Raw genomic sequence first — 20,595 nt, forward strand, 5'->3', positions numbered from 1 at the left:
CGCCGCGCCGGTGTCCACCATGCGGACTCACCATCCCGCAGAGTTGACACTTGAGAGACCTTCGGACTAGCGTCACCAGCGTGACACCGCTGACCGGCCTCGTACTTCCCAAGCGCGTCGACGCTTAGGGAAGACTTTCCGCTGCGTCGACGCGCGACCCTCGTGCGACCTTACGGTCGGCGAGGGTTTTTTGTTGCCCGAGGCAAGAGATTCCTGGCCCCACCGCACAAAACCGACCCGAACGAGTGACACCGAGACCCACGAGGCAGACCCGATGACCAGTGCCACAAATCCGACGAAGCCGGGCCCCACGCCCGGCGCGCCCGGAGCACGTCCGAAGCCGGCGCCACCGGCGGGAACCCCGGTGCGCGTCACCGGCGCGCAGTCCCTCGTGCGCTCGCTCGAGGCGGTCGGCGCCGAGGTGGTCTTCGGCATTCCGGGCGGCACCATCCTGCCGGCCTACGACCCACTGCTGGACTCGACGAAGGTCCGCCACATCCTGGTCCGCCACGAGCAGGGCGCCGGCCACGCGGCCACCGGCTACGCGCAGGCCACCGGCAAGGTCGGCGTCTGCATGGCCACCTCCGGTCCCGGCGCGACCAACCTGGTCACCCCGCTGGCCGACGCGAACATGGACTCCGTCCCGGTCGTGGCCATCACCGGCCAGCAGAGCCGGGCGCTGATCGGCACCGACGCGTTCCAGGAAGCCGACATCTGCGGCATCACCATGCCGATCACCAAGCACAACTTCCTCGTCACGGACCCCGCGGACATCCCGCGGACCATCGCCGAGGCGTTCCACCTGGCGTCCACGGGCCGACCCGGCCCGGTCCTGGTGGACATCCCCAAGGACGTGCTGCAGGAGATGACCTCGTTCTCCTGGCCGACCGAGCTGCGGCTGCCGGGCTACCGCCCGACGCTGCGCCCGCACGGCAAGCAGGTCCGCGAAGCCGCGAAGCTCATCGCGAAGTCGCGCCGCCCGGTGCTGTACGTCGGCGGCGGCGTGATCAAGGCCGAAGCGCACGAGCAGCTGAAGGAGCTCGCCGAGCTGACCGGCATCCCGGTCGTCACGACGCTGATGGCGCGCGGCGCGTTCCCCGACTCGCACCCGCAGCACCTCGGCATGCCGGGCATGCACGGCACGGTCGCCGCGGTCGCCGCGATGCAGCGCGCCGACCTGCTGATCGCGCTCGGTGCCCGGTTCGACGACCGCGTCACCGGCCAGTTGTCGTCCTTCGCGCCGGACGCCGCGATCGTGCACGCCGACATCGACCCCGCCGAGATCTCCAAGAACCGCAAGGCGGACGTCCCGATCGTGGGCGACTGCAAGGAGATCATCGGCGAGCTGATCACCGCCGTGCAGTCGGAATTCGACCACGGCGGCAAGCCCGACCTCACCGACTGGTGGACCCAGGCCGAGGACTGGCGCACCAACTACCCGGCCGGCTACGAGTGGCCGGACGACGGGTCGCTGTCGCCGCAGTACGTCATCGAGCGGATCGGCCAGCTCGTCGGCCCGGACGCGGTGTACGCCGCCGGCGTCGGGCAGCACCAGATGTGGGCCGCGCAGTTCGTCAAGTACGAGAACCCGCGCACCTGGATCAACTCCGGCGGCCTCGGCACCATGGGCTACGCGGTGCCCGCGGCGATGGGCGCGCAGTTCGGCGTCCCCGGCACCCCGGTGTGGGCGATCGACGGCGACGGCTGCTTCCAGATGACCAACCAGGAGCTGGCCACCTGCGCCATCGAGGGCGCGCCGATCAAGGTCGCCGTCATCAACAACGGCAACCTGGGCATGGTGCGGCAGTGGCAGAACCTCTTCTACTCGGAGCGGTACTCCAACACCGACCTCGGCACGCACAAGCACCGCATCCCGGACTTCGTGCTGCTGGCCGAGGCGCTGGGCTGCGCCGGCCTGCGCTGCGAGACGAAGGAAGACGTCGACGCGACCATCCGCCGCGCGATGGAGATCAACGACCGCCCCGTCGTGATCGACTTCGTCGTGGGGAAGGATGCCCAGGTGTGGCCGATGGTCGCGGCCGGCACCGGCAACGACGAGATCATGGCGGTCCGGGGCATCCGGCCGCTTTTCGACGACGACGAGGTTTCGGTGGAGACGACCGAGGCCGCCGCCGAAGCCGCTGGGGAAGGTGAGCGCTGAGATGAGCGTCCACACGCTGAGTGTCCTGGTCGAGAACAAGCCGGGTGTGCTCGCGCGCGTCTCGGGCCTGTTCTCCCGACGCGGTTTCAACATCGAGTCCCTCGCCGTCGGGCCCACGGAGAACCCCGAGGTGTCCCGCATGACGATCGTGGTCGCCGTCGAAGAGCTACCGCTCGAGCAGGTGACCAAGCAGCTCAACAAATTGGTCAATGTGATCAAAATAGTCGAGCTGGAGCAGTCGACCGCCGTGCAGCGCGAACTGCTGCTGGTCAAGGTGCGCGCCGACAACACCGTGCGCAGCCAGGTCCTCGAAACCGTCCAGCTCTTCCGGGCCAAGGTGGTGGACGTCTCCCCGGAGGCACTCACCGTCGAAGCCACGGGGACGTCCGACAAGATCGGTGCGCTGCTGCGGATGCTGGAGCCGTATGGCATCCGCGAGCTGGTGCAGTCAGGCATGGTCGCGGTGGGGCGGGGCGCCCGTTCCATCACCGCCACATCACCGCGTTAAAGAAGTAAGTCAGGAAAGGAAGCAGTAACCCCCATGGCAGTGGAAATCTTCTACGACGACGACGCCGACCTCTCGATCATCCAGGGGCGCAAGGTCGCTGTCATCGGCTACGGCAGCCAGGGCCACGCCCACTCGCTGAGCCTGCGCGACTCCGGCGTCGACGTCCGCATCGGCCTGCCCGAGGGGTCCAAGTCGCGGGCGAAGGCCGAGGAGCAGGGCCTGCGTGTGCTCACCCCGGCCGAGGCGTCGGCCGAGGCCGACCTGATCATGATCCTGGCGCCGGACACGAAGCAGCGCTTCATCTACGAGCAGGACATCGCGCCGAACCTCAAGGACGGCGACGCGATCTTCTTCGGCCACGGCTTCAACATCCGCTACGACCTGATCAAGCCGCCGGCGAACGTCGACGTCGCGATGGTCGCCCCGAAGGGCCCGGGCCACCTGGTCCGCCGCCAGTTCGTCGACGGCAAGGGCGTCCCGGCGCTCATCGCGGTCGAGCAGGACGCCACCGGCAACGCGCAGGCGCTCGCCCTGTCCTACGCCGCGGCCATCGGTGGCGCGCGTGCGGGCGTCATCAAGACGACCTTCACCGAGGAGACCGAGACCGACCTCTTCGGCGAGCAGGCCGTGCTCTGCGGTGGCGCGTCCGCGCTGGTGCAGACCGGTTTCGAGGTGCTCACCGAGGCCGGTTACGCCCCGGAGATCGCCTACTTCGAGGTGCTGCACGAGCTGAAGCTGATCGTCGACCTCATGTACGAGGGCGGCATCGCGCGCCAGCGCTACTCGATCTCCGACACCGCCGAGTACGGCGACCTGACCCGCGGCCCGCGTGTCATCTCGCCGGCGGTCAAGGAAGAGATGAAGAAGATCCTCGGCGAGATCCAGGACGGCACGTTCGCCCGCGAATGGGTCGCCGAGGACGAGGCCGGCCGGCCGAACTTCACCAAGCTCGAGGAGCAGGGAAACCAGCACCCGATCGAGGCGACCGGCAAGAAGCTGCGCGACCTGATGTCGTGGGTGGACCGGCCGATCACCGAGACCGCCTGATTTTCACACCGTGAAGGGGACGTCCGGGCCGGGCGTCCCCTTCACTGCGTTCGGTGCCCGGGTGGTTACGCTGGTGGCATGAGTGAGCAGCCGGCCGACGACAAGGCGCACATCCGGCACCACCTGGACTTCACCAAGGCCGAGTGGATCCGCGCCGAGCCCGAAGGCGTCACTCTCGACGAGGTCGTCGAGTACGCGTTCATCCCGCACACCGACGGCGTCACCTACGTCGCGATGCGGAAGTCGACGGAACCGGACGGCACGGTGCTCGTCTTCACCCCTTCGGAGTGGGAGGCGTTCGTGCTGGGCGTCCGCGACGGCGAGTTCGAGCTGCCGGACGCCTAGGAACTCAGGCGCGAGGCCAGCTCCGGGATCTGCCCGGTGTCGCCGGCGATGCCGAGGTGGTCGCCGTAGTCGCGGGATTCGACGATCAGGCCGTCGCGGATCCGCAGGACGAAGATGTTCGCGATCCGCACCGGCCGGCCCGCGTGTTCACCCTGGTAGGCGAACTCGCCGATCAGCACCTCCGGGTCCGTGGTCCGGTAGGTGACCAGGTCCGCCACCGAGAAGCCGGGGTTGAGCTTCTTGCCCGCCTCGAAGTGCTCGCGCAGCTCGTCGCGCGTCCGCACCACGCCCGAGCCCGGCAGGAACGGGTGTGTCACGTGGGTTTCCTCGGCGTAGAGCTCCGGCAGCTCGTCCCACCGCGCGCCCGCGACGCCGAAGACGAGCCGCTCGAACACGCTGTTCGCGCTCTCCGGGGTGACCGGGGAGAGCTCGCGCGGCGGCGCCTGTTCGTAGGCCTTCGGCAGCTGGCCGACGCCGTCGCGGATGGCGGCGAGCCGCAGGTAGTCGTGGTAGTCGCGGGAGTGGATGATCAGGCCGTCGCGGATCCGCAGGACCTGGATGTTGGCCGTGACGTCGGTCTTGCCGGTTTCCGCCGACTCGGCGTCGTAGTCGTATTCGGCGACGATCACCTCGGGGTCCGTGGTCTCGTGGACGACCACGTTCTTGCGCTTGAGCCGGACCATCCCGGCTTGGGGGCCGGTGAACCGCTCGTGGACGGCCGCGCGGCCGGTGATGCGCGTCGGCCGCGGCACGGCCTGGGGATGCTCGACGACGGTGTCCTCGGCGTAGAGCGCGGAAAGCTCGCTGAACCGTCCTTCGGCGATGCCGTCGGACAGCGCGGCGAACACGTCGCGGGGTGTGGTCACAAGGTCCTCCCAGTGGACAAAACGGAGTCTGTAGTCCGTCTTGACGATACGGACTACAGACTCCGGTTGTCTACAGGGAGCGGAGGAGGTCTCGCGCCGCCGGCTCGTCGCAGACCTCCGCCCACTTCTCCGGGGTGCTGTCGAAGAGCGCGTCACGGGCCCCGAGGTCGGCGCCGTTCTCGACCAGGACGCGGATGACGTCGAGCCGGCCGGACTGGGCGGCCAGGTGCAGGGCCGTGACGCCCTCGCCGTGCTGCGGGCCGCCGAACGTGCCGACGTGGTTCACGTCGGCGCCGAGCTCCAGCAGCGTCCGGACGGCGGCGACCCGGCCGCGCGTCGCCGCCCAGGTCAGGGCCGTGCCGCGGTAGACGTCGGCGTCGACCTGGGCGCCGTGCTCGACGAGGGTGCGCAGGGCCTCCGTCCGGTTGCTGCGCGCCGCCCACGAAAGGGCTTCGTTCCTGACCTCGGCGGGGTCGTCGGCCGGGCGCCAGGCCGGGAAACCGCTGTGCGGACGGTAGAAACCCCGGTGCGCGCCGGCGGCCGGATGGCCCGGTTCGAGGAGCTCACCGAGGAGCTCCGCGTCGCCGAGCCCGGCCGCGACGCGCAGGTTGCCCGGCGCCCGGCTGTGCGCGGCCAGCTTGTCCGCGACCTTGCGGTTGCCCCAGAACAGCGCGACGACCAGGGGGGTACCGCCGTCGCCTCGCGCGGACACGTCCGTCGGGGCGCCCGCTTCGAGCAGCATGTCGAGCAGCAGCGGGAGGTTGCTGTAGGTGGCCTGGTGCAGCGGCGTCCAGCCGTGGACGTTGCCGCGCGCGGGGTCGGCGCCGTGGTCGAGGAGGATGCGGCTGAGCCGCTCGTCGCCGGTCGCGCCGGCCATGCCGAGCAGGTCGTTGCCGTTGGTGCCGCGCGCGGTGACGAGGCCGGGAAACTCGCCGAGGAGCCGCTCGAGGGCCTCGGGATCCTTCGCCTCGACCGCGCGGTACGCCCGTGCGAAGGGTTCGCCACTGTCCACAAGTGACTTGACGTGCTCGCGGAGTGCCTTCCAGGAAACGAAACCGTGCTCGCGGGCGACGACCACGCGGGCGCCGTCCCGGGTCAGTGGCTGGCTCCAGCGGTCGAACGGCTCGCGCGCGCCGGGCGTCTCGTCCTCGGCGGACGCGAGCAGGCCGATCGCGCGCCCGGCGTAGTACTCGACGTCCTGGTGGTACGGGTGCTGCAGCGTTTCGCCGTGCTCGGTGACGCGCCGGACGTACGCCTGCAGCTTCGGCCAGCTCGGGAAGCCGTGCTCTCGTGCGATCCGGAACTGCGCTTCGGACAGCTTCACGGCTTCGGCGCGCGCGAGGTCCTTCGCGCGTTTGCGCAGCTGGTCCAGGCTGGGTTTGGCGGGCAAGGTGCCCATGGTGCCTTCCTTCCCTCGTCGCCCGTGGTCCGCCGGCACCGGGCAGGAAAGAAGGTGCGGAGCTGGTGGTGCGGTGCTGCGGGGGTGGGCTCGGCCCTTTCCGCGGACGGGACGCGGCCCTCACCGCGTCCCGCCAGCGTACCCGGCCGGACGACACGCGCACCCCGATGGACGACACGCGTACTCAGGCGGACGACACGCGTACTCGGGCGGACGACACCGCCGATGGCCCGCCGGGCGCCGTGTCGTCCACTCCGGTGCGCGTGTCGTCCAACCCGGTTACGGGAGGAGGTCGGCCAGCCGGCGGTAGGACTTTTCCGTGCGGGCCAGGACCTGGACGCAGACGTGGTCGGCGCCGGCGTCGAGGTGGGCCCGGATCCGGTCGGCCGCGGCCTGCTCGCCGGTCGCGACCAGGGCGTCGACCAGGCGGTCGCTGCCGCCGTCGGCCAGGTCCTCGTCGGTGAAGCCGAGCCGGCGGAGGTTCGACCGGTGGTGCGCGGCGAGCTTCACGTACCCGGCGACGTGCTCGCGGGCCACCTCCCGGGAGCCGTCCAGGACCACGGCCTGCTCGACGGCCAGGTACTTGCCCGGGCCGAGCCGCTCCCGGGCCAGCGCCGTGTGCTCCGGCGGGACGAAGTACGGGTGGGCGCCGTCCGCCCGCTCGGCCGACAGGTCGAGAGCGCGGGGGCCGAGCGCCGCGAGCAGCCTGAGCGGCCGGGGTGACGGCTGCGGCTGCCCGGGCAGCTCGGCCGCGTCCATGCCGTCCAGGTAGTCGCGGATCGCGGCCAGCGGCCGCGGGCCCGGGCGGTGCCCGCCGATGCCCGCGATGAACCGGCCTGGATAGGCCTCGCCCAGCGCCCGGACGGCGCCTTCCGCGGCGAGCGGGGAACGCTGGTCGAACCGGGCGATCCCGGTGGCCACCACGAGGGTCGACGTCGCCGCGAGCAGCAGCGCGGCCTGGGTGAACGCCTCCCGCCCGGCGTACTCGCCGAACCACAGCTGCGTGAAGCCCAGCTCTTCGACCTCGGCGGCCGTCTCGCGCGCGACGCCGATCGGGTCGCCGTCGAAGAACTGCCAGATCCCGACGCTCACCGGACCACCGCCGGCGCCAGCTCGGCCAGGATGTCCACAGTGGAGTCGAACGTGGCCGCGGACGGCGTCAGCAGCACGTGGTCCGCGCCCGCGTCGAGCAGCTCGTCCAGGCGTTTCGCGATGGTTCCCGCGTCACCCCACAGGACGAGGTCGTCGACGAACCGGTCGCTCGGGCCGTTGATGTCGGCGTCGGTGTAACCGAGCCGTTTCCAGCCAGCGAGGTAGGCCTCGATGCGGTGCTCCCGCGAGAGCGCCACCCGCTTCCGGACGCTTTCGCGGGCGTCCTCGCGGGTGCCGAGCAGCACCGTCTGCTGCGGGATCAGCAGCTTGTCCGGCCCGAGGATCTCCCGGGCGTACGGCGTGTGGCTGACGGGCTGGGCGAACGGGTGCGCGCCGTCGGCGTGGTCACGGGACAGCTCCAGCATCTTCGGCCCGACGGCGGCCAGCACCCGCGGAAACGCCACCGGGGAAGGGTTTTCCGCGGCGGCGGCGTCCATTTCGGACAGGTAGGCGCGCATCCGGTCGAGCGGCCGGTACTCCTCGCCGAGCTTCGTGGCCTGGAACCGGTGCCCGACGCCGATGCCGAGCACGAACCGGCCCGGGTGGGCCTGGGCGAGCGTGGCGCCGCCCTTCTCGGCGGTCACCCCGGGCCGGGCCCAGAGGTTGGCGATGCCGGTGCCGAGCACGACGTCCGGCACCGACGCGAGCAGGTCGCCGAAGTGGGCGAACACCTCGCGGCCGCCGGGGCCTTCGCCGCTCCAGACCGAGCGGTAGCCGAGCTCGGCGAGCCGGCGGGTGGCCGCGCGCTCGACGTCGGGCGGCGGGGCCAGCGGGGCACTCGGCAGCCAGGCGCCGATGGCGCCGAGCCGTGCCCGGGTGTCTTCGATCAGGGTCATCCTCGTTCCCTCCAGTAATATGAGGCTGCCTCCGGTTAATATACGGAGGCTACCTCCGATTGGCTACCCGGTAGGCTCGGAAGGGCGATGACTGAAGTCAAGCCGATGCGCGCGGATGCCCGCCGCAACTACGAACGCCTCCTGGAGGAGGCGCAGCGAGCCTTCGCCGAACACGGCGTCGAGGCGTCGCTGGAAGACATCGCCCGCCGGGCCGGCGTCGGCATCGGCACGCTCTACCGGCACTTCCCGACCCGGGACGCCCTGCTCGAGACCCTCCTGCGGGCCCGGTTCGACGGTCAGGCCGAACGGGCGCGTGAGCTGCTCACCGATCCGGCGCCGCTCGAGGCGCTGCAGGCGTGGCTGCTCGGGCTCGGCGACACCACCGGCACCTTCCGCGGCCTGGCCGAGCTGACCGCCGACGCGCTCAACGACGAGACGTCCCGCTTGTACGCTTCGTGCCACGCCATGCGGGACGCGGCGTCCCAGCTGGTGGAACGTGCGAAGGCGGCGGGGGAGCTGCGCGCCGACGTCACCACGCACGAGCTGCTTCTGTTGCTGCACGCGGCATCCTGGGCGGGGCCGCACCTGCCCGGCGACGCGGGCATGCAGCGCCTCCTGGCTCTTGTTTTCGAGGGATTACGGGCGAGTTAACACCATGGGAAGCCAGGACGCGGTCCTGCGCGTTAAACTCCCGCTCGACCGGGGCACAACGACGTGCTGAGACCGTCTGTCACCACAGAGCGTCCTGGAAATGACCAGATAGTGGGAGCCGCATCGTGAGCAAGCCCAGCAAGCCCGTCGTCCTCATCGCGGAGAAGCTCGCCCCCTCCGTGCTGAGTGTGTTCGGTGACGAGGTGGAGGTCCGGCACGTCGACGGCACGGACCGATCCGCGCTGCTGGAGGCGGTGAAGAGCGCCGACGCGCTCCTGGTCCGGTCCGCGACCAAGGTCGACGCCGAGGTCTTCGCCGCCACGACCCAGCTCAAGGTCGTCGCCCGCGCCGGCGTCGGCCTGGACAACGTCGAGGTGCCCGCGGGCACCGAGCGCGGTGTCCTCGTCGTGAACGCCCCGACGTCGAACATCGTCTCCGCCGCCGAGCACGCCGTGGCGCTGCTGCTCTCGGTCGCGCGCCGCATCCCGGCCGCCGACCAGAGCCTGCGCGGCGGCGAGTGGAAGCGCAGCTCGTTCTCCGGCGTCGAGCTGCAGGGCAAGACCGTCGGCGTGGTCGGCCTCGGCAAGATCGGCCAGCTGTTCGCCCAGCGCCTCGCCGCGTTCGACACCAAGCTCATCGCGTACGACCCCTACGTCTCGGCCGCGCGCGCCGCGCAGCTGGGCATCGAGCTCGTCACCCTCGACGAGCTGCTGACCCGCGCCGACGCGATCTCCATCCACCTGCCGAAGACCCCGGAGACCAAGGGCCTCATCGACGCCGAGGCGCTGAAGAAGACCAAGCCGGGTGTCATCATCGTGAACGCCGCCCGCGGCGGGCTGATCGTCGAGCAGGACCTGGCCGACGCGCTGCGCTCGGGTCACGTCGGCGGCGCCGGTGTCGACGTCTTCGTCACCGAGCCGACCACGTCCAGCCCGCTGTTCGAGCTGGAGAACGTCGTCGTCACCCCGCACCTGGGCGCCTCCACAGCCGAGGCGCAGGACCGCGCGGGCACCGACGTCGCCAAGTCGGTGCTGCTGGCCCTGCGCGGCGACTTCGTGCCGGACGCGGTGAACGTCTCCGGCGGCGGCGCGGTCGGCGAGCACGTCCGCCCGTACCTCTCGCTCGTGCAGAAGCTCGGCATGCTGCTCACCGCGCTGAACCCGAAGGCGCCGAGCACGGTCGACGTCGTGGTCAAGGGCGAGATCTCCAGCGAGGACACCGGGGTGCTGCAGCTCGCCGCCCTGCGTGGGGTATTCACCGGCGTGGTCGAGGACCAGGTCACGTTCGTCAACGCGCCGCAGCTCGCCGAGAAGCTCGGCGTCCAGGTGCAGCTGACGACCGAGCCGGAGAGCCCCAAGTTCCGCAGCCTGGTCACCGTCCGCGCGGCGTACGCCGACGGCGCTGCGCTGACCGTGTCCGGTTCGGTCACCGGCCTGGACGAGGTCGAGAAGCTCGTCGAGGTCAACGGCCGCGGCTTCGACCTGCGCGCCGAGGGCACCGTCCTGCTGGTCGAGTACCCGGACCGCCCGGGCGTGATGGGTCGCGTCGGCACGCTGCTCGGCGAGGCCGGCATCAACATCGAGGCCGCGCAGATCAGCCAGACGACCGACGGGTCCGACGCCGTGATGCTGCTGCGCGTCGACCGCCACATCGACGCGCACCTGCTGGAGCCGATCGGCGCCTCGGTGGGCGCGCACACGATCCGCGCCGTCGACCTCGGCTGACGCGCAACGCTCTTTCGAAGGCCCTCTCGTCGGTCCGGCGAGGGGGCCTTCGTGCGTCCGAAGTGGGCAATCACATTCACATAACGGACTCCTTTGCCTACCTAAGTAGGTGTTTTGGGGCATTAGGTTCTCCCCGCGAGGTTGAACCACGCGCCGTCGAGGGCACGGCGCGGTCGCCGTGCTTCACCGTCGGGGGTGCTAGGAGCGGCTGGCAGGTTCGGGTCCAGACCTCGAGTAAGGGGCCGACTCATGAGCAGATCCCGCTTACCCGCCCGCGCCACGACGGCGGCCTTCGCCGTGGTGCTGGCCGCCGCGCTCGGCGCGCCGGTGGCGAGTGCGGCCGACGCACCTCTCGCCGACGGCGTGAGCCCGGCGAAGATCGACGACGCGAAGCTGCAGGGCAAGGTCGCGCCGCGCCTGGCCGCCGCGCAGGGCCGGGTCACGGCGTTCGTCGAGCTGGCCAAGAAGCCCGCCGTCGACGCGTTCACCGACGCGCAGCCGCGGGGCAAGGAACAGGCGAAGCGGGCCGCTCGCGCCGCGAAGGACGACACCGCCGCCGCGGTGACCTCCGTGCTCGGCCAGCTGCGCTCGGCCGGCGCCCAGCCGCAGACCGTCACCCAGACCGCCAACGCCGTCCCCGGCGTGGTCGTCACCGCGGACGCCGCGAAGCTGCGTGAGGTCGCGAAGCGCGCGGACGTCGTTTCGGTGCGCACGGTCGTGCCGAAGACCCGCACCAACGCCAGCGCCGAGCAGCTGACCAACACGCTCGCCGCGTGGCAGCAGACCGGCAAGTTCGGTGACGGTGTCCGCGTCGGCGTCATCGACGACGGCATCGACTACACCCACGCCGACTTCGGCGGCCCCGGCACTCAAGCGGCCTACAAGAGCGTCGACAGCACCAAGCCGACGCCGCTGTTCCCGAGCGCCAAGGTGGTCGGCGGCACCGACCTCGTCGGCGACGACTACGACGCCGCGACGCCCGGCAAGACCACCCCGGCCCCGGACCCGAACCCGCTGGCCTGCGGTGAGCACGGCACGCACGTCGCCGGCACCATCGGCGGCTTCGGCGTCACCGCCGACGGCAAGACCTTCAAGGGCGACTACAAGAAGCTGGACGCCAAGAAGGTCGACGCGATGCAGATCGGCCCGGGCACGGCGCCGAAGTCGCTCCTCTACGCCATCAAGGTGTTCGGCTGCGCGGGCTCGACGAACGTCACCTCGCAGGCCCTCGACTGGGCGCTCGACCCGGACGGCGACGGCGACTTCACCGACCACCTCGACATCGTCAACCTGTCGCTGGGCTCCGACTTCGGGGCGCCGGACGACCCGGACTCGCTGTTCGTGCGCAAGCTCGCCGCGAACAACGTGCTCCCGGTGATCTCCGCGGGCAACGGCGGCGACATCAACGACATCGCCGGCTCGCCCGGCAACACGCCCGAGGCGCTCACCGTCGCCAGCACGCGGGACGCGGGTGTCCTGCGCGACGCCGCGGAGGTCACCGCGCCGGCCGCGGCCAAGGGCCAGAAGACCGGCCAGTACAGCCAGAGCTACACCGGCTACGACACGCTGAACCTGACGGCTCCGGTCGTCACGCTGTCCGCGGCGAACAACGCGGGCTGCGCGGCGTACTCCGCGGCGGACAAGGCGAAGGCGGCCGGCAAGTTCGTCTGGCTCGAATGGGACGACAACGACTCGACCCGCGCGTGCGGGTCGGCCGTCCGGGCCAACAACGCCCAGGCCGCCGGCGCGAAGGGCGTGCTCCTGTCGTCCACTTTGGAGCACTTCAGCGCGGGTATCGCGGGCAACGCGGCGATCCCGATGTTCCAGTTCACCGGCTCCGCGACCGCGCCGCTGCGCGCGTCGCTGACCGCGGGCACGCTGCAGGTGCGCCTGTACGGCACCGGTCGCGCGTCGATCCAGACGTACGACAAGAAGATCGTCGACACCCCGAGCTCGTTCACCTCGCGCGGTACCCGCGGCCCGGCGCTCAAGCCGGACGTGGCCGCCCCCGGTGACACGATCACCTCGGCGTTCCGCGGCAGCGGCAACGGCCGGACCGTGCTGTCCGGCACGTCGATGGCGGCCCCGCACACGACGGGCATCACGGCGCTGGTCCGCCAGTCCCACCCGGACTGGTCGGTCGAGGAGGTCAAGGCGTCGGTGATCGACACCGCCGGCCACGACGTCACCGACGGCGCCGGCCACACCTTCGCGCCGCAGCGCGTCGGCAGCGGCCGGATCGACGCCAAGGCGGCGCTGGACAACCAGGTGCTCGCCTACGTCCAGGACGACCCGGGCGCGGTCAGCGTCAGCTTCGGCACGGTCGAGGCCGGTGGCCCGGTCACGCTGTCGAAGACGATCAAGCTGGTCAACAAGGGTGTCACGCCGGTCGAGTACTCGGTGGCCTACCAGGCGGTCAACGCGCTGCCGGGCGTCGAGTACACAGTGGACACGCCGTCGGTGAAGCTCACGCCGCGCGGCACCGCCAAGGTCAAGGTGACGCTGAAGATCACCGACCCGAAGGCCCTGCGTAAGGTCATGGACCCGACCATGCAGGCCGTCCAGGCCGGGCTCGCCCGCCAGTTCGTCGCGGACGCCTCCGGCCGCGTCGCCTTCACCCCGAAGAGCGGGGCCAAGGTGCCGCTGCGGGTTTCGGTCTACGCGGCGCCGAAGCCGGTGTCGGCGATTTCGACGCCGGCGTCGGTCAAGTTCGCCCCGGACGCCACCCAGGCCGTGCTGAACCTGAGCGGCCGCGGTGTGGACCAGGGGACGGGCGCGCAGCGCTACCGCTCGCTGATCAGCGTGCTCGAGCTGCAGGCGGAGTCCCCGCAGCTGCCCGAGTGCGACGCGGACGTGGTCACCGACTGCACGGTGAACAAGACCGCCAAGGGCGGCGACCTCCGCTACGTCGGCGCGGCGTCCACCGCACCGCTGGCGAAGGCGCAGGGTGAGCCGGAGAACGCGATCCTCGCGTTCGGCCTGTCCACCTGGGGCGACTGGGCGAACATCGGCAGCAACACCTCGCCGTTCGTCGACATCGACACCACCGGGGACGGGCAGCCGGACTTCGAGACCTACGTGACCAAGGCGACGGCGACCGACGTCCTGATCGCGGTCACGGTCGCGCTGACCCCGGGCTTCCCGACCGTCGACATCCAGGCCGTCAACGGGCAGCTCGGCGACGTGGACACGAACGTCTTCGACACGAACGTGATCACGCTGCCGGTTTCGCTGGCCGCGCTGGGCATCGACGCGAACGCCGACACCCACCGGATCTCCTACACGGTGGGCGTCAGCGGCTACTACGTCGCTCCGGGCACGACGAACGGGCTGATCGACTACGTCGGCACGCCGCTGTCGTTCGACGCGCTCGCGCCGGGCTACGCGGTGCAGGGCGGCGGCGACGCCGCGCTGGGCTACGTCGCCAAGCCGGGCACGGCGCTGGTCGTCACCCGGAACGCGGCCTCGGCCGCGGCCGACGGCGCGCTCGGGCTGCTCGCCATCGAACACCACAACGCCGCGGGGAACCGGGCGAACGTGGTCAAGGTGGACGCGGCCCAGGGTGCTCGGCCGGGGAACGAGCGTCAGCCGATCGGGTCGGGCCGCTCGTAGCGGGCCGCAAGATCGATCTGTGCAGGTTCAGGGGCGTCTCCGGCGGGTATCCGCCGGAGGCGCCCCGCTGCTGTTCACCCAATCGGGTGTCTCACCCTGCGGGAGGATGCGGCATAAGGGTGGTGCGGCTACGGCCGTTTGTCTACGGCCGGTAACCTTCCGGCTGCTGGCGTTTTGTTGCGGTGGGCCATCGGTGCGGCCGGTGGCCTGGTCGACGGAGGTGTGTGGATGCGGCTCGCTGTGATCCCAGGAGACGGGATCGGGCCCGAGGTGGTCTCCGAGGCGTTGAAGGTGCTCGGTGAAGTGGCACCGACAGCGGAGATCACGAACTACGACCTCGGCGCCGCCCGATGGCACTCGACGGGCGAGCTGCTCCCGGAGTCGGTGCTCGGCGAACTGCGGCAGCACGACGCGATCCTGCTGGGCGCGGTCGGCGACCCGACGGTGCCGAGCGGCATCCTGGAGCGCGGCCTGCTGCTGCGCCTGCGGTTCGAAATGGACCACCACGTCAACCTGCGCCCGGCGCGGCTGTACCCGGGTGTCCGGGGACCGCTGGCCGACGCCGGTGACGTCGACATGGTCGTCGTGCGCGAAGGCACCGAAGGCCCGTACGCGGGTACCGGCGGCCTGATCCGCAAGGACACCGAGCACGAGATCGCGACGGAGGTCAGCGTCAACACGGCGTTCGGCGTCCGCCGTGTCGTCGCGGACGCGTTCAACCGGGCCGAGGCCCGGCCGCGCAAGCACCTGACGCTCGTGCACAAGACCAACGTGCTCTCGTTCGCCGGGTCGCTGTGGTCGCGGATCGTCGAAGAGGTCTCGCTGGAGCACCCGGAGGTGACGGTCGCCTACTCCCATGTGGACGCGGCGACGATCCACCTGGTGACCGACCCGTCCCGGTTCGACGTCATCGTGACGGACAACCTGTTCGGCGACATCATCACCGACCTCGCGGCGGCGGTCACGGGCGGAATCGGCCTCGCGGCGAGCGGCAATCTGGACATGACGCGCCGCAACCCGAGCATGTTCGAGCCGGTCCACGGTTCGGCGCCGGACATCGCGGGCCAGGGCCTGGCCGACCCGACAGCCGCGGTGCTGTCGGTCTCGCTGCTGCTGGACCACCTGGGCCAGAAGGAAGCGGCGCGGCGCATCGAGGCTTCGGTGGCGTTCGATCTGGCGACCCGGGACCAGGCGTCCCCGGGTGCGACGACGGCGATCGGTGACCGGCTGGCGGCGCTCGTGTCGTCCAACGTGCGCACCGGCTGATAGCTGCGTTCTGCTTGACGGGGAGCCCCGCACCGCTGTTCGGTGCGGGGCTTCTTCGTGCCTGGGGGTGCGAGTGGTGTTCTTGGCTGCGCGAGTGGCCCTCTCGCGCGGGTTTGGTCGCGAGCGGTCCGTTGGTGCTGTTTGTGGTGCGAACGGGCCGTTGGTGCGGGTTGGGGCGCGAGCGGCACCGTTGGTGCTGTCGGCCGCGCGGGTGGCCCTCTCGTGCGGGTTTGGTTGCGTGTGGCCCGTTCGTGCGGTGCTGGGTGTTGCGAGCGGTCCGTTGGTGCTGTTTGTGGTGTGAGCGGGCCGTTGGTGCGGGTTGCGGCGCGAGTGGCCCCTTGGTGCTGTCGGCCGCGCGGGTGGCCCTCTCGTGCGGGTTTAGGTTGTGAGTGGCCCGTTCGTGCGGTGGTGAGTGTTGCGAGTGGTCCGTTGGTGCTGTTTGTGGTGTGAGCGGGGTCGTTGGTGCTGTTCGTGGTGCGAGGGCCGTTGGTGCGGGTTGGGGCGCGAGCGGCACCGTTGGTGCTGTCGGCCGCGCGGGTGGCCCTCTCGTGCGGGTTCGGTTGCGTGTGGCCCGTTGGTGCGGTGCTGGGTGTCGCGAGCGGTCCGTTGGTGCTGTTTGTGGTGTGCGCGGGCCACTGGTGCGGGTTGCGGCGCGAGTGGCCCCTTGGTGCTGTCGGCCGCGCGGGTGGCCCTCTCGTGCGGGTTCGGTTGCGAGTGGCCCGTTCGTACGGTGCGGGGCGTCGCGAACGGTCCGTTCGTGCTGCTTCTGTCGCGAACGGCCCGCCGGTACAGGTCGGGGTGCGAGTGGCCCGCCGGTGCTCTTCGCCGCACGACTGGCCCACTCGCACGGACCTGGCCACGAACGGTCCGTTCGCGACCCTCGTGCCGGTGCGGAACCGCCGGTTGCAAGTTGTCCACAGCACCGCCGTGATGTGGACAACCCCGCCGCAGAACGGTCTTCCGGGCGGTCGTGTCCGTGGGCGCCGATAAACTGGGTGCGGGGCCGGCCCCCAGGGAGTGGCGGGGGATGGTTGCGGGCCGCGTCCCGGATGGTGGGAGCTTGACCCAGGTTGTGGACTTCGGCCGAAACCCTGTGGCATGATGCGACCGTGACCAACTTCGCGATCATTATCGCCGAGCGCGCCGGACGATAGCTCTGCAAGAGCTCCCGGCGCGCAACCTCTCGCACCCCTGCGGGAGGTTTTTTTGTTGCCCAGAAACGACTTGAACCGGCCCGAGGAGAACACCGTGACCCGCAAGGAGCCCGCCGATACCCCCCTCGGCGACGCCTTCCACCTCTACGACACGACCCTGCGCGACGGTGCGCAGCGCGAGGGCATCTCCTACTCCGTCCAGGACAAGCTGGCCGTCGCGCGGCTGCTGGACGAGCTGGGTGTCGGGTTCGTCGAGGGTGGCTGGCCGGGCGCGCTCCCCAAGGACACCGAGTTCTTCGCCCGCGCGGCGAAAGGCGAGCTGAAGCTCAAGCACGCGGCGCTCGTCGCGTTCGGCGCCACCCGCAAGGCCGGCACCACCGCCGACGTCGATCCGCAGGTGCGGGCGCTTCTCGACAGCGAAGCGCCGGTCATCACCCTCGTCGCGAAGTCCGACCTGCGCCACATCGAACGCGCCCTGCGGGTCGACGTCGACGAGGCCTGCGCGATGGTGCGCGACACCGTCCAATTCCTCGTCAAGGAAGGCCGGCGGGTCTTCCTCGACGCCGAGCACTTCTTCGACGGCTACGCGTATTCACCCGAAACCTCACTGAGGATCCTCGAGGCCGCCGGGAACGCGGGCGCCGACGTGCTCGTGCTCTGCGACACCAACGGCGGCCAGCTGCCGCTGGGCCTGGCCGAAACGGTCAGGACCATCAAGGAAAAGACCGGGTTCCGGCTCGGGATCCACTGTCAGGACGACACTTCCTGCGCCGTGGCGAACTCCGTCGCCGCGGTGCAGGCCGGCGTGACGCACGTCCAGTGCACCGCCAACGGTTACGGGGAGCGGGCCGGCAACGCCGACCTCTTCGCCGTGACGGGAAACCTGGTGACCAAGCTCGGCATGGACGTCCTCCCGACCGGAGGCGCCGCCGAACTCACCCGGGTCTCCCATGCCCTTGCCGAAATCGCCAACCTCGCCCCCTACTCCCACCAGGCTTACGTAGGGGCGTCGGCTTTCGCTCACAAGGCGGGACTGCACGCGAGCGCGATCAAGGTGGATCCGTTGTTGTACAACCACATCGATCCGTCTTCCGTCGGCAACGACATGCGGGTACTGGTCACCGAGATGGCCGGCAGGGCCAGCCTCGAGCTCAAGGGACGTGAGCTCGGGGTCGACCTTGCCGGCCGGCCCGAAGCGCTGACGAGCGCCATCACGAAGGTCAAGCGCCTCGAAGCCGAGGGCTGGTCCTTCGAAGCCGCCGACGCCTCCCTCGAACTCCTGCTGCGGGAGGAGGCCGACATCCCGGCCGAGGCGCCGTTCGAGCTCGAGTCCTACCGCGTGGTGCTCGACCACCGCGCCGACGCCGAGGTCGTCTCCGAGGCGACGGTCAAGGTGCACGTCGGCGGCCAGCGCGTCATCGCCACCGCCGAGGGCATCGGCCCGGTCCACGCCCTCGACGCCGCGCTGCGCAAGGCCCTGAGCCCGCACCTGTCCTGGTTGGACAGTGTGGACCTGGCCGACTACAAGGTCCGGATCCTGCAGGGCCACCCCGGCACCGACGCGGTGACCCGCGTGCTGGTCGAGAGCACCGACGGCGAACGCGAATGGACGACGGTCGGGGTGCACGGGAACATCGTCGAGGCCAGCTGGCTGGCCCTCTGCGACGCGCTCGTGCACAAGAGCACGACCGTGGCCTGAGTCACCGGCTGGGCGCACGTAGACTGACCACGTGCGCCTAGCCCGTATTGCTCATCCCGGTGGAGTCGCGTTCGCTTCGGTCGAAGGGGACGGTGACGACGCCCAGGTCCTGGAGATCGCCGAGCACCCGTTCGGCCAGCCCAACTTCACCGGCAAGCGGTGGCCGCTGGCCGACGTCCGGCTGCTCGCGCCGATCCTGCCGTCCAAGGTGATCGCCGTTGGCCGCAACTACGCGAAGCACGCGGCCGAGTTCGGCAACGAGGTGCCCAGCGCCCCGATGCTGTTCCTCAAGCCGTCGACCACGGTCATCGGCCCGAACGCGGCCATCCGCCGCCCGTCCGGCGTCGGCCGCGTCGACTTCGAGGGCGAGCTGGCCATCGTGATCGGCCAGCCGGTGAAGAACGTGCCGGCCGCGCGCGCCGCGAGCGCCATCCTCGGCTACACCGTGGCCAACGACGTCAGCGCCCGCGACCTGCAGAAGTCCGACGGCCAGTGGGGCCGCGCCAAGGGCTTCGACACCTTCTGCCCGCTCGGGCCGTGGATCGAGACGTCGCTCGACGCCTCCGACCTGGCGCTGCGCTCCGAGGTCGACGGCGAGCTCAAGCAGGACGGCCGCACCTCCGACCTGGTGCACAAGATCCCCGAGCTGGTCGAGTTCGTCTCCGGCGTGATGACGCTGCTGCCCGGCGACGTCATCCTCACCGGCACCCCGGAGGGCGTCGGCCCGATCGAGGGCGGCCAGAGCGTCTCGATCACGATCGACGGCATCGGCACCCTGACCAACCCGGTCGAGAGCATTTAACTGCGCCGTTGGTTACTGATCCGACCACAGTCACGGCCGGATGGCTTTCGTGGCAAAGGCCCGTACCGCTGAAGGGCCGGCCTCCTTCTGGTCGGATCAGTAACTGCGAGAAGCCGGCTCCATCGCCCGCCGGGCGAAGGCCGGTGCGTGCTCCGGGCGCAGGCCCAGGCCCAGCAGCCGGGCCGGGACGTACGAAAGCCGCGGGAACCGCGCGAACAGCTTGATCATGGCGGCGGGCGGGCCGTTGCGCCTGCCCGCCATGACCTGCCGGACCACGGTCCCGTGCAGCACCCGCTGCAGCCCCTGCACCAGCAGCGTGGGCAGCAACCGCCGCGCGCGCACCTTCGCCAGGTCGGCCTCGCGGGGGCGGCCGCGCCGCAGCGGCTCGGCCAGCAGCGTCGCCGCCGCGACCGCGTCCTGCACCGCCAGGTTGATGCCGACGCCGCCGACCGGCGACATCGCGTGGGCCGCGTCGCCGATGCAGAGCAGCCCGTCGACGTGCCACTTCTTCAGCAGGTTCAGCCGCACGTCGAGGAACTTGACGTCGTCCATCGTCTTCAGCTCGGGCACCCGGCCGGCGAACCCGGGCAGGATCTCCCGGACGTTCTCCCGGAACGCCTCGATGCCCTGCTTCCGCAGGTCGTCACCCTTCGGGCCGAGGTAGGCGATCTGGAAGAAGTCCGGCCGGGGGAGCGGGATGGCGAAGCGGCGGTCCCGCATCTGCGGCAGCAGCATGCTGTCGACGTCGCCCTCCTCGCGGGAGAGCCGGAACCACCAGACGTCGAACGGGCAGTCGTACTCCCGCGGCACGAGACCGGCCTCGCGGCGAGCCACCGACCACCGGCCGTCCGCGGCGATCACCAGGTCAGCGCGGATTTCCCCGGTCTCCCCGGCCGCCGTGCGGTAGGTGACGCCGACGACGCGGCCCCGCTCGCGGACCAGGCCGGTGCACTCGGTCTCCATCCGCTGGACGAACGTCGGCTCCTTGCGCGCGCTCTCGGCCAGCAGGTCGAGGAAGTCCCACTGCGGCACCATCGCGACGTAGGGGTGCGCCACCTTCAGCCGGCCGAAGTCGGCCAGCTTCATCACCTCGCCGTTCTCCTGCGGGAACCCCGCCGAGCGCATCTCGCTGTGCGGCAGCGCGTCGAACTTCTCGCCGAGCCCCAGCTCGTCGAGCAGCGTGAGCGTCGACGGGTGGACCGTGTCGCCGCGGAAGTCCCGCAGGAAGTCGGCGTGCTTCTCCAGCACCGTCACCTCGACGCCGGCCCGGGCCAGCAGTAGCCCGGTGACCATCCCGGCCGGCCCGCCGCCGATGACGACGCAGCCCGTGCGCTCGGTCATCTCCACCATCTCCCCATCTATTTCATCACCTG

15 protein-coding genes are annotated in these 20,595 nt (G+C 70.8%); 10 read left to right on the forward strand and 5 right to left on the reverse strand.

What is annotated here, in order from left to right; all coding sequences use genetic code 11:
- The first annotated feature begins 364 nt into the window (after positions 1–364).
- The 4 genes from ACIOD2_RS23875 to ACIOD2_RS23890 all read left to right on the forward strand — a co-directional run bounded on the left by ACIOD2_RS23875 (position 365) and on the right by ACIOD2_RS23890 (position 4,061).
- On the forward strand, positions 365–2,161 hold the full coding sequence (locus ACIOD2_RS23875; RefSeq protein ID WP_400541810.1) for an acetolactate synthase large subunit: 1,797 nt from the start codon (positions 365–367) through the stop codon (positions 2,159–2,161).
- Position 2,162: 1 nt separating this feature from the next.
- Entirely contained in the window at positions 2,163–2,669 is a 507-nt protein-coding gene (gene ilvN / locus ACIOD2_RS23880) for an acetolactate synthase small subunit (RefSeq protein ID WP_003080760.1), read from the forward strand.
- A 33-nt stretch (positions 2,670–2,702) separates the two neighbouring features.
- Positions 2,703–3,716 (forward strand): ketol-acid reductoisomerase, encoded by a 1,014-nt coding sequence (ilvC, locus tag ACIOD2_RS23885; protein ID WP_323331932.1) that lies wholly within the window; start codon positions 2,703–2,705, stop codon positions 3,714–3,716.
- A 78-nt stretch (positions 3,717–3,794) separates the two neighbouring features.
- Complete coding sequence (locus ACIOD2_RS23890; protein ID WP_400541816.1) at positions 3,795–4,061, forward strand: DUF397 domain-containing protein; 267 nt, start codon at positions 3,795–3,797, stop codon at positions 4,059–4,061.
- Here ACIOD2_RS23890 and ACIOD2_RS23895 read toward each other — a convergent pair.
- From ACIOD2_RS23895 to ACIOD2_RS23910, 4 genes are all read right to left on the reverse strand, one after another.
- A complete protein-coding gene (locus tag ACIOD2_RS23895) occupies positions 4,058–4,927 on the reverse strand; it encodes a nuclear transport factor 2 family protein (RefSeq protein WP_400541819.1) in 870 nt (289 codons plus the stop codon). The genes ACIOD2_RS23890 and ACIOD2_RS23895 overlap by 4 nt on opposite strands.
- A 70-nt stretch (positions 4,928–4,997) precedes the next feature.
- On the reverse strand, positions 4,998–6,326 hold the full coding sequence (locus tag ACIOD2_RS23900; RefSeq protein WP_400541822.1) for an ankyrin repeat domain-containing protein: 1,329 nt from the start codon (positions 6,324–6,326) through the stop codon (positions 4,998–5,000).
- A gap of 279 nt (positions 6,327–6,605) precedes the next feature.
- Positions 6,606–7,418: a TIGR03620 family F420-dependent LLM class oxidoreductase gene (locus ACIOD2_RS23905; protein WP_400541825.1), complete on the reverse strand. Its 813-nt coding sequence runs from the start codon at positions 7,416–7,418 to the stop codon at positions 6,606–6,608.
- Positions 7,415–8,314, reverse strand: coding sequence for a TIGR03620 family F420-dependent LLM class oxidoreductase (locus tag ACIOD2_RS23910; RefSeq protein WP_400541828.1), 900 nt, complete (start codon positions 8,312–8,314; stop codon positions 7,415–7,417). The genes ACIOD2_RS23905 and ACIOD2_RS23910 overlap by 4 nt, the downstream gene beginning before the upstream one ends.
- 87 nt (positions 8,315–8,401) lie before the next feature.
- Between ACIOD2_RS23910 and ACIOD2_RS23915 the strand changes: the two genes are divergently transcribed.
- The 6 genes from ACIOD2_RS23915 to ACIOD2_RS23940 all read left to right on the forward strand — a co-directional run bounded on the left by ACIOD2_RS23915 (position 8,402) and on the right by ACIOD2_RS23940 (position 19,222).
- Positions 8,402–8,965 carry a TetR/AcrR family transcriptional regulator gene (locus ACIOD2_RS23915; protein ID WP_400541831.1) on the forward strand — a complete coding sequence of 188 codons (564 nt, stop codon included), beginning with the start codon at positions 8,402–8,404 and terminating at the stop codon, positions 8,963–8,965.
- Between the two features lie 125 nt (positions 8,966–9,090).
- Entirely contained in the window at positions 9,091–10,689 is a 1,599-nt protein-coding gene (serA, locus tag ACIOD2_RS23920; protein WP_400541834.1) for a phosphoglycerate dehydrogenase, read from the forward strand.
- A 249-nt stretch (positions 10,690–10,938) separates the two neighbouring features.
- Complete coding sequence (locus ACIOD2_RS23925) at positions 10,939–14,301, forward strand: S8 family serine peptidase (RefSeq protein ID WP_400541837.1); 3,363 nt, start codon at positions 10,939–10,941, stop codon at positions 14,299–14,301.
- A gap of 228 nt (positions 14,302–14,529) precedes the next feature.
- On the forward strand, positions 14,530–15,567 hold the full coding sequence (locus ACIOD2_RS23930; RefSeq protein ID WP_323331923.1) for a 3-isopropylmalate dehydrogenase: 1,038 nt from the start codon (positions 14,530–14,532) through the stop codon (positions 15,565–15,567).
- A gap of 1,248 nt (positions 15,568–16,815) precedes the next feature.
- Positions 16,816–18,420 (forward strand): citramalate synthase, encoded by a 1,605-nt coding sequence (gene cimA, locus ACIOD2_RS23935; protein WP_400541840.1) that lies wholly within the window; start codon positions 16,816–16,818, stop codon positions 18,418–18,420.
- A 31-nt stretch (positions 18,421–18,451) separates the two neighbouring features.
- Positions 18,452–19,222 carry a fumarylacetoacetate hydrolase family protein gene (locus tag ACIOD2_RS23940; protein ID WP_392761124.1) on the forward strand — a complete coding sequence of 257 codons (771 nt, stop codon included), beginning with the start codon at positions 18,452–18,454 and terminating at the stop codon, positions 19,220–19,222.
- 96 nt (positions 19,223–19,318) lie between these two features.
- Here ACIOD2_RS23940 and ACIOD2_RS23945 read toward each other — a convergent pair whose 3' ends face one another.
- Complete coding sequence (locus tag ACIOD2_RS23945) at positions 19,319–20,563, reverse strand: FAD-dependent oxidoreductase (protein ID WP_400541845.1); 1,245 nt, start codon at positions 20,561–20,563, stop codon at positions 19,319–19,321.
- Between the last annotated feature and the right edge of the window lie 32 nt (positions 20,564–20,595).

Origin of the sequence: Amycolatopsis sp. NPDC088138, assembly GCF_044741685.1 — a bacterium.
In the GTDB taxonomy this organism is placed as follows: Bacteria; Actinomycetota; Actinomycetes; order Mycobacteriales; family Pseudonocardiaceae; genus Amycolatopsis.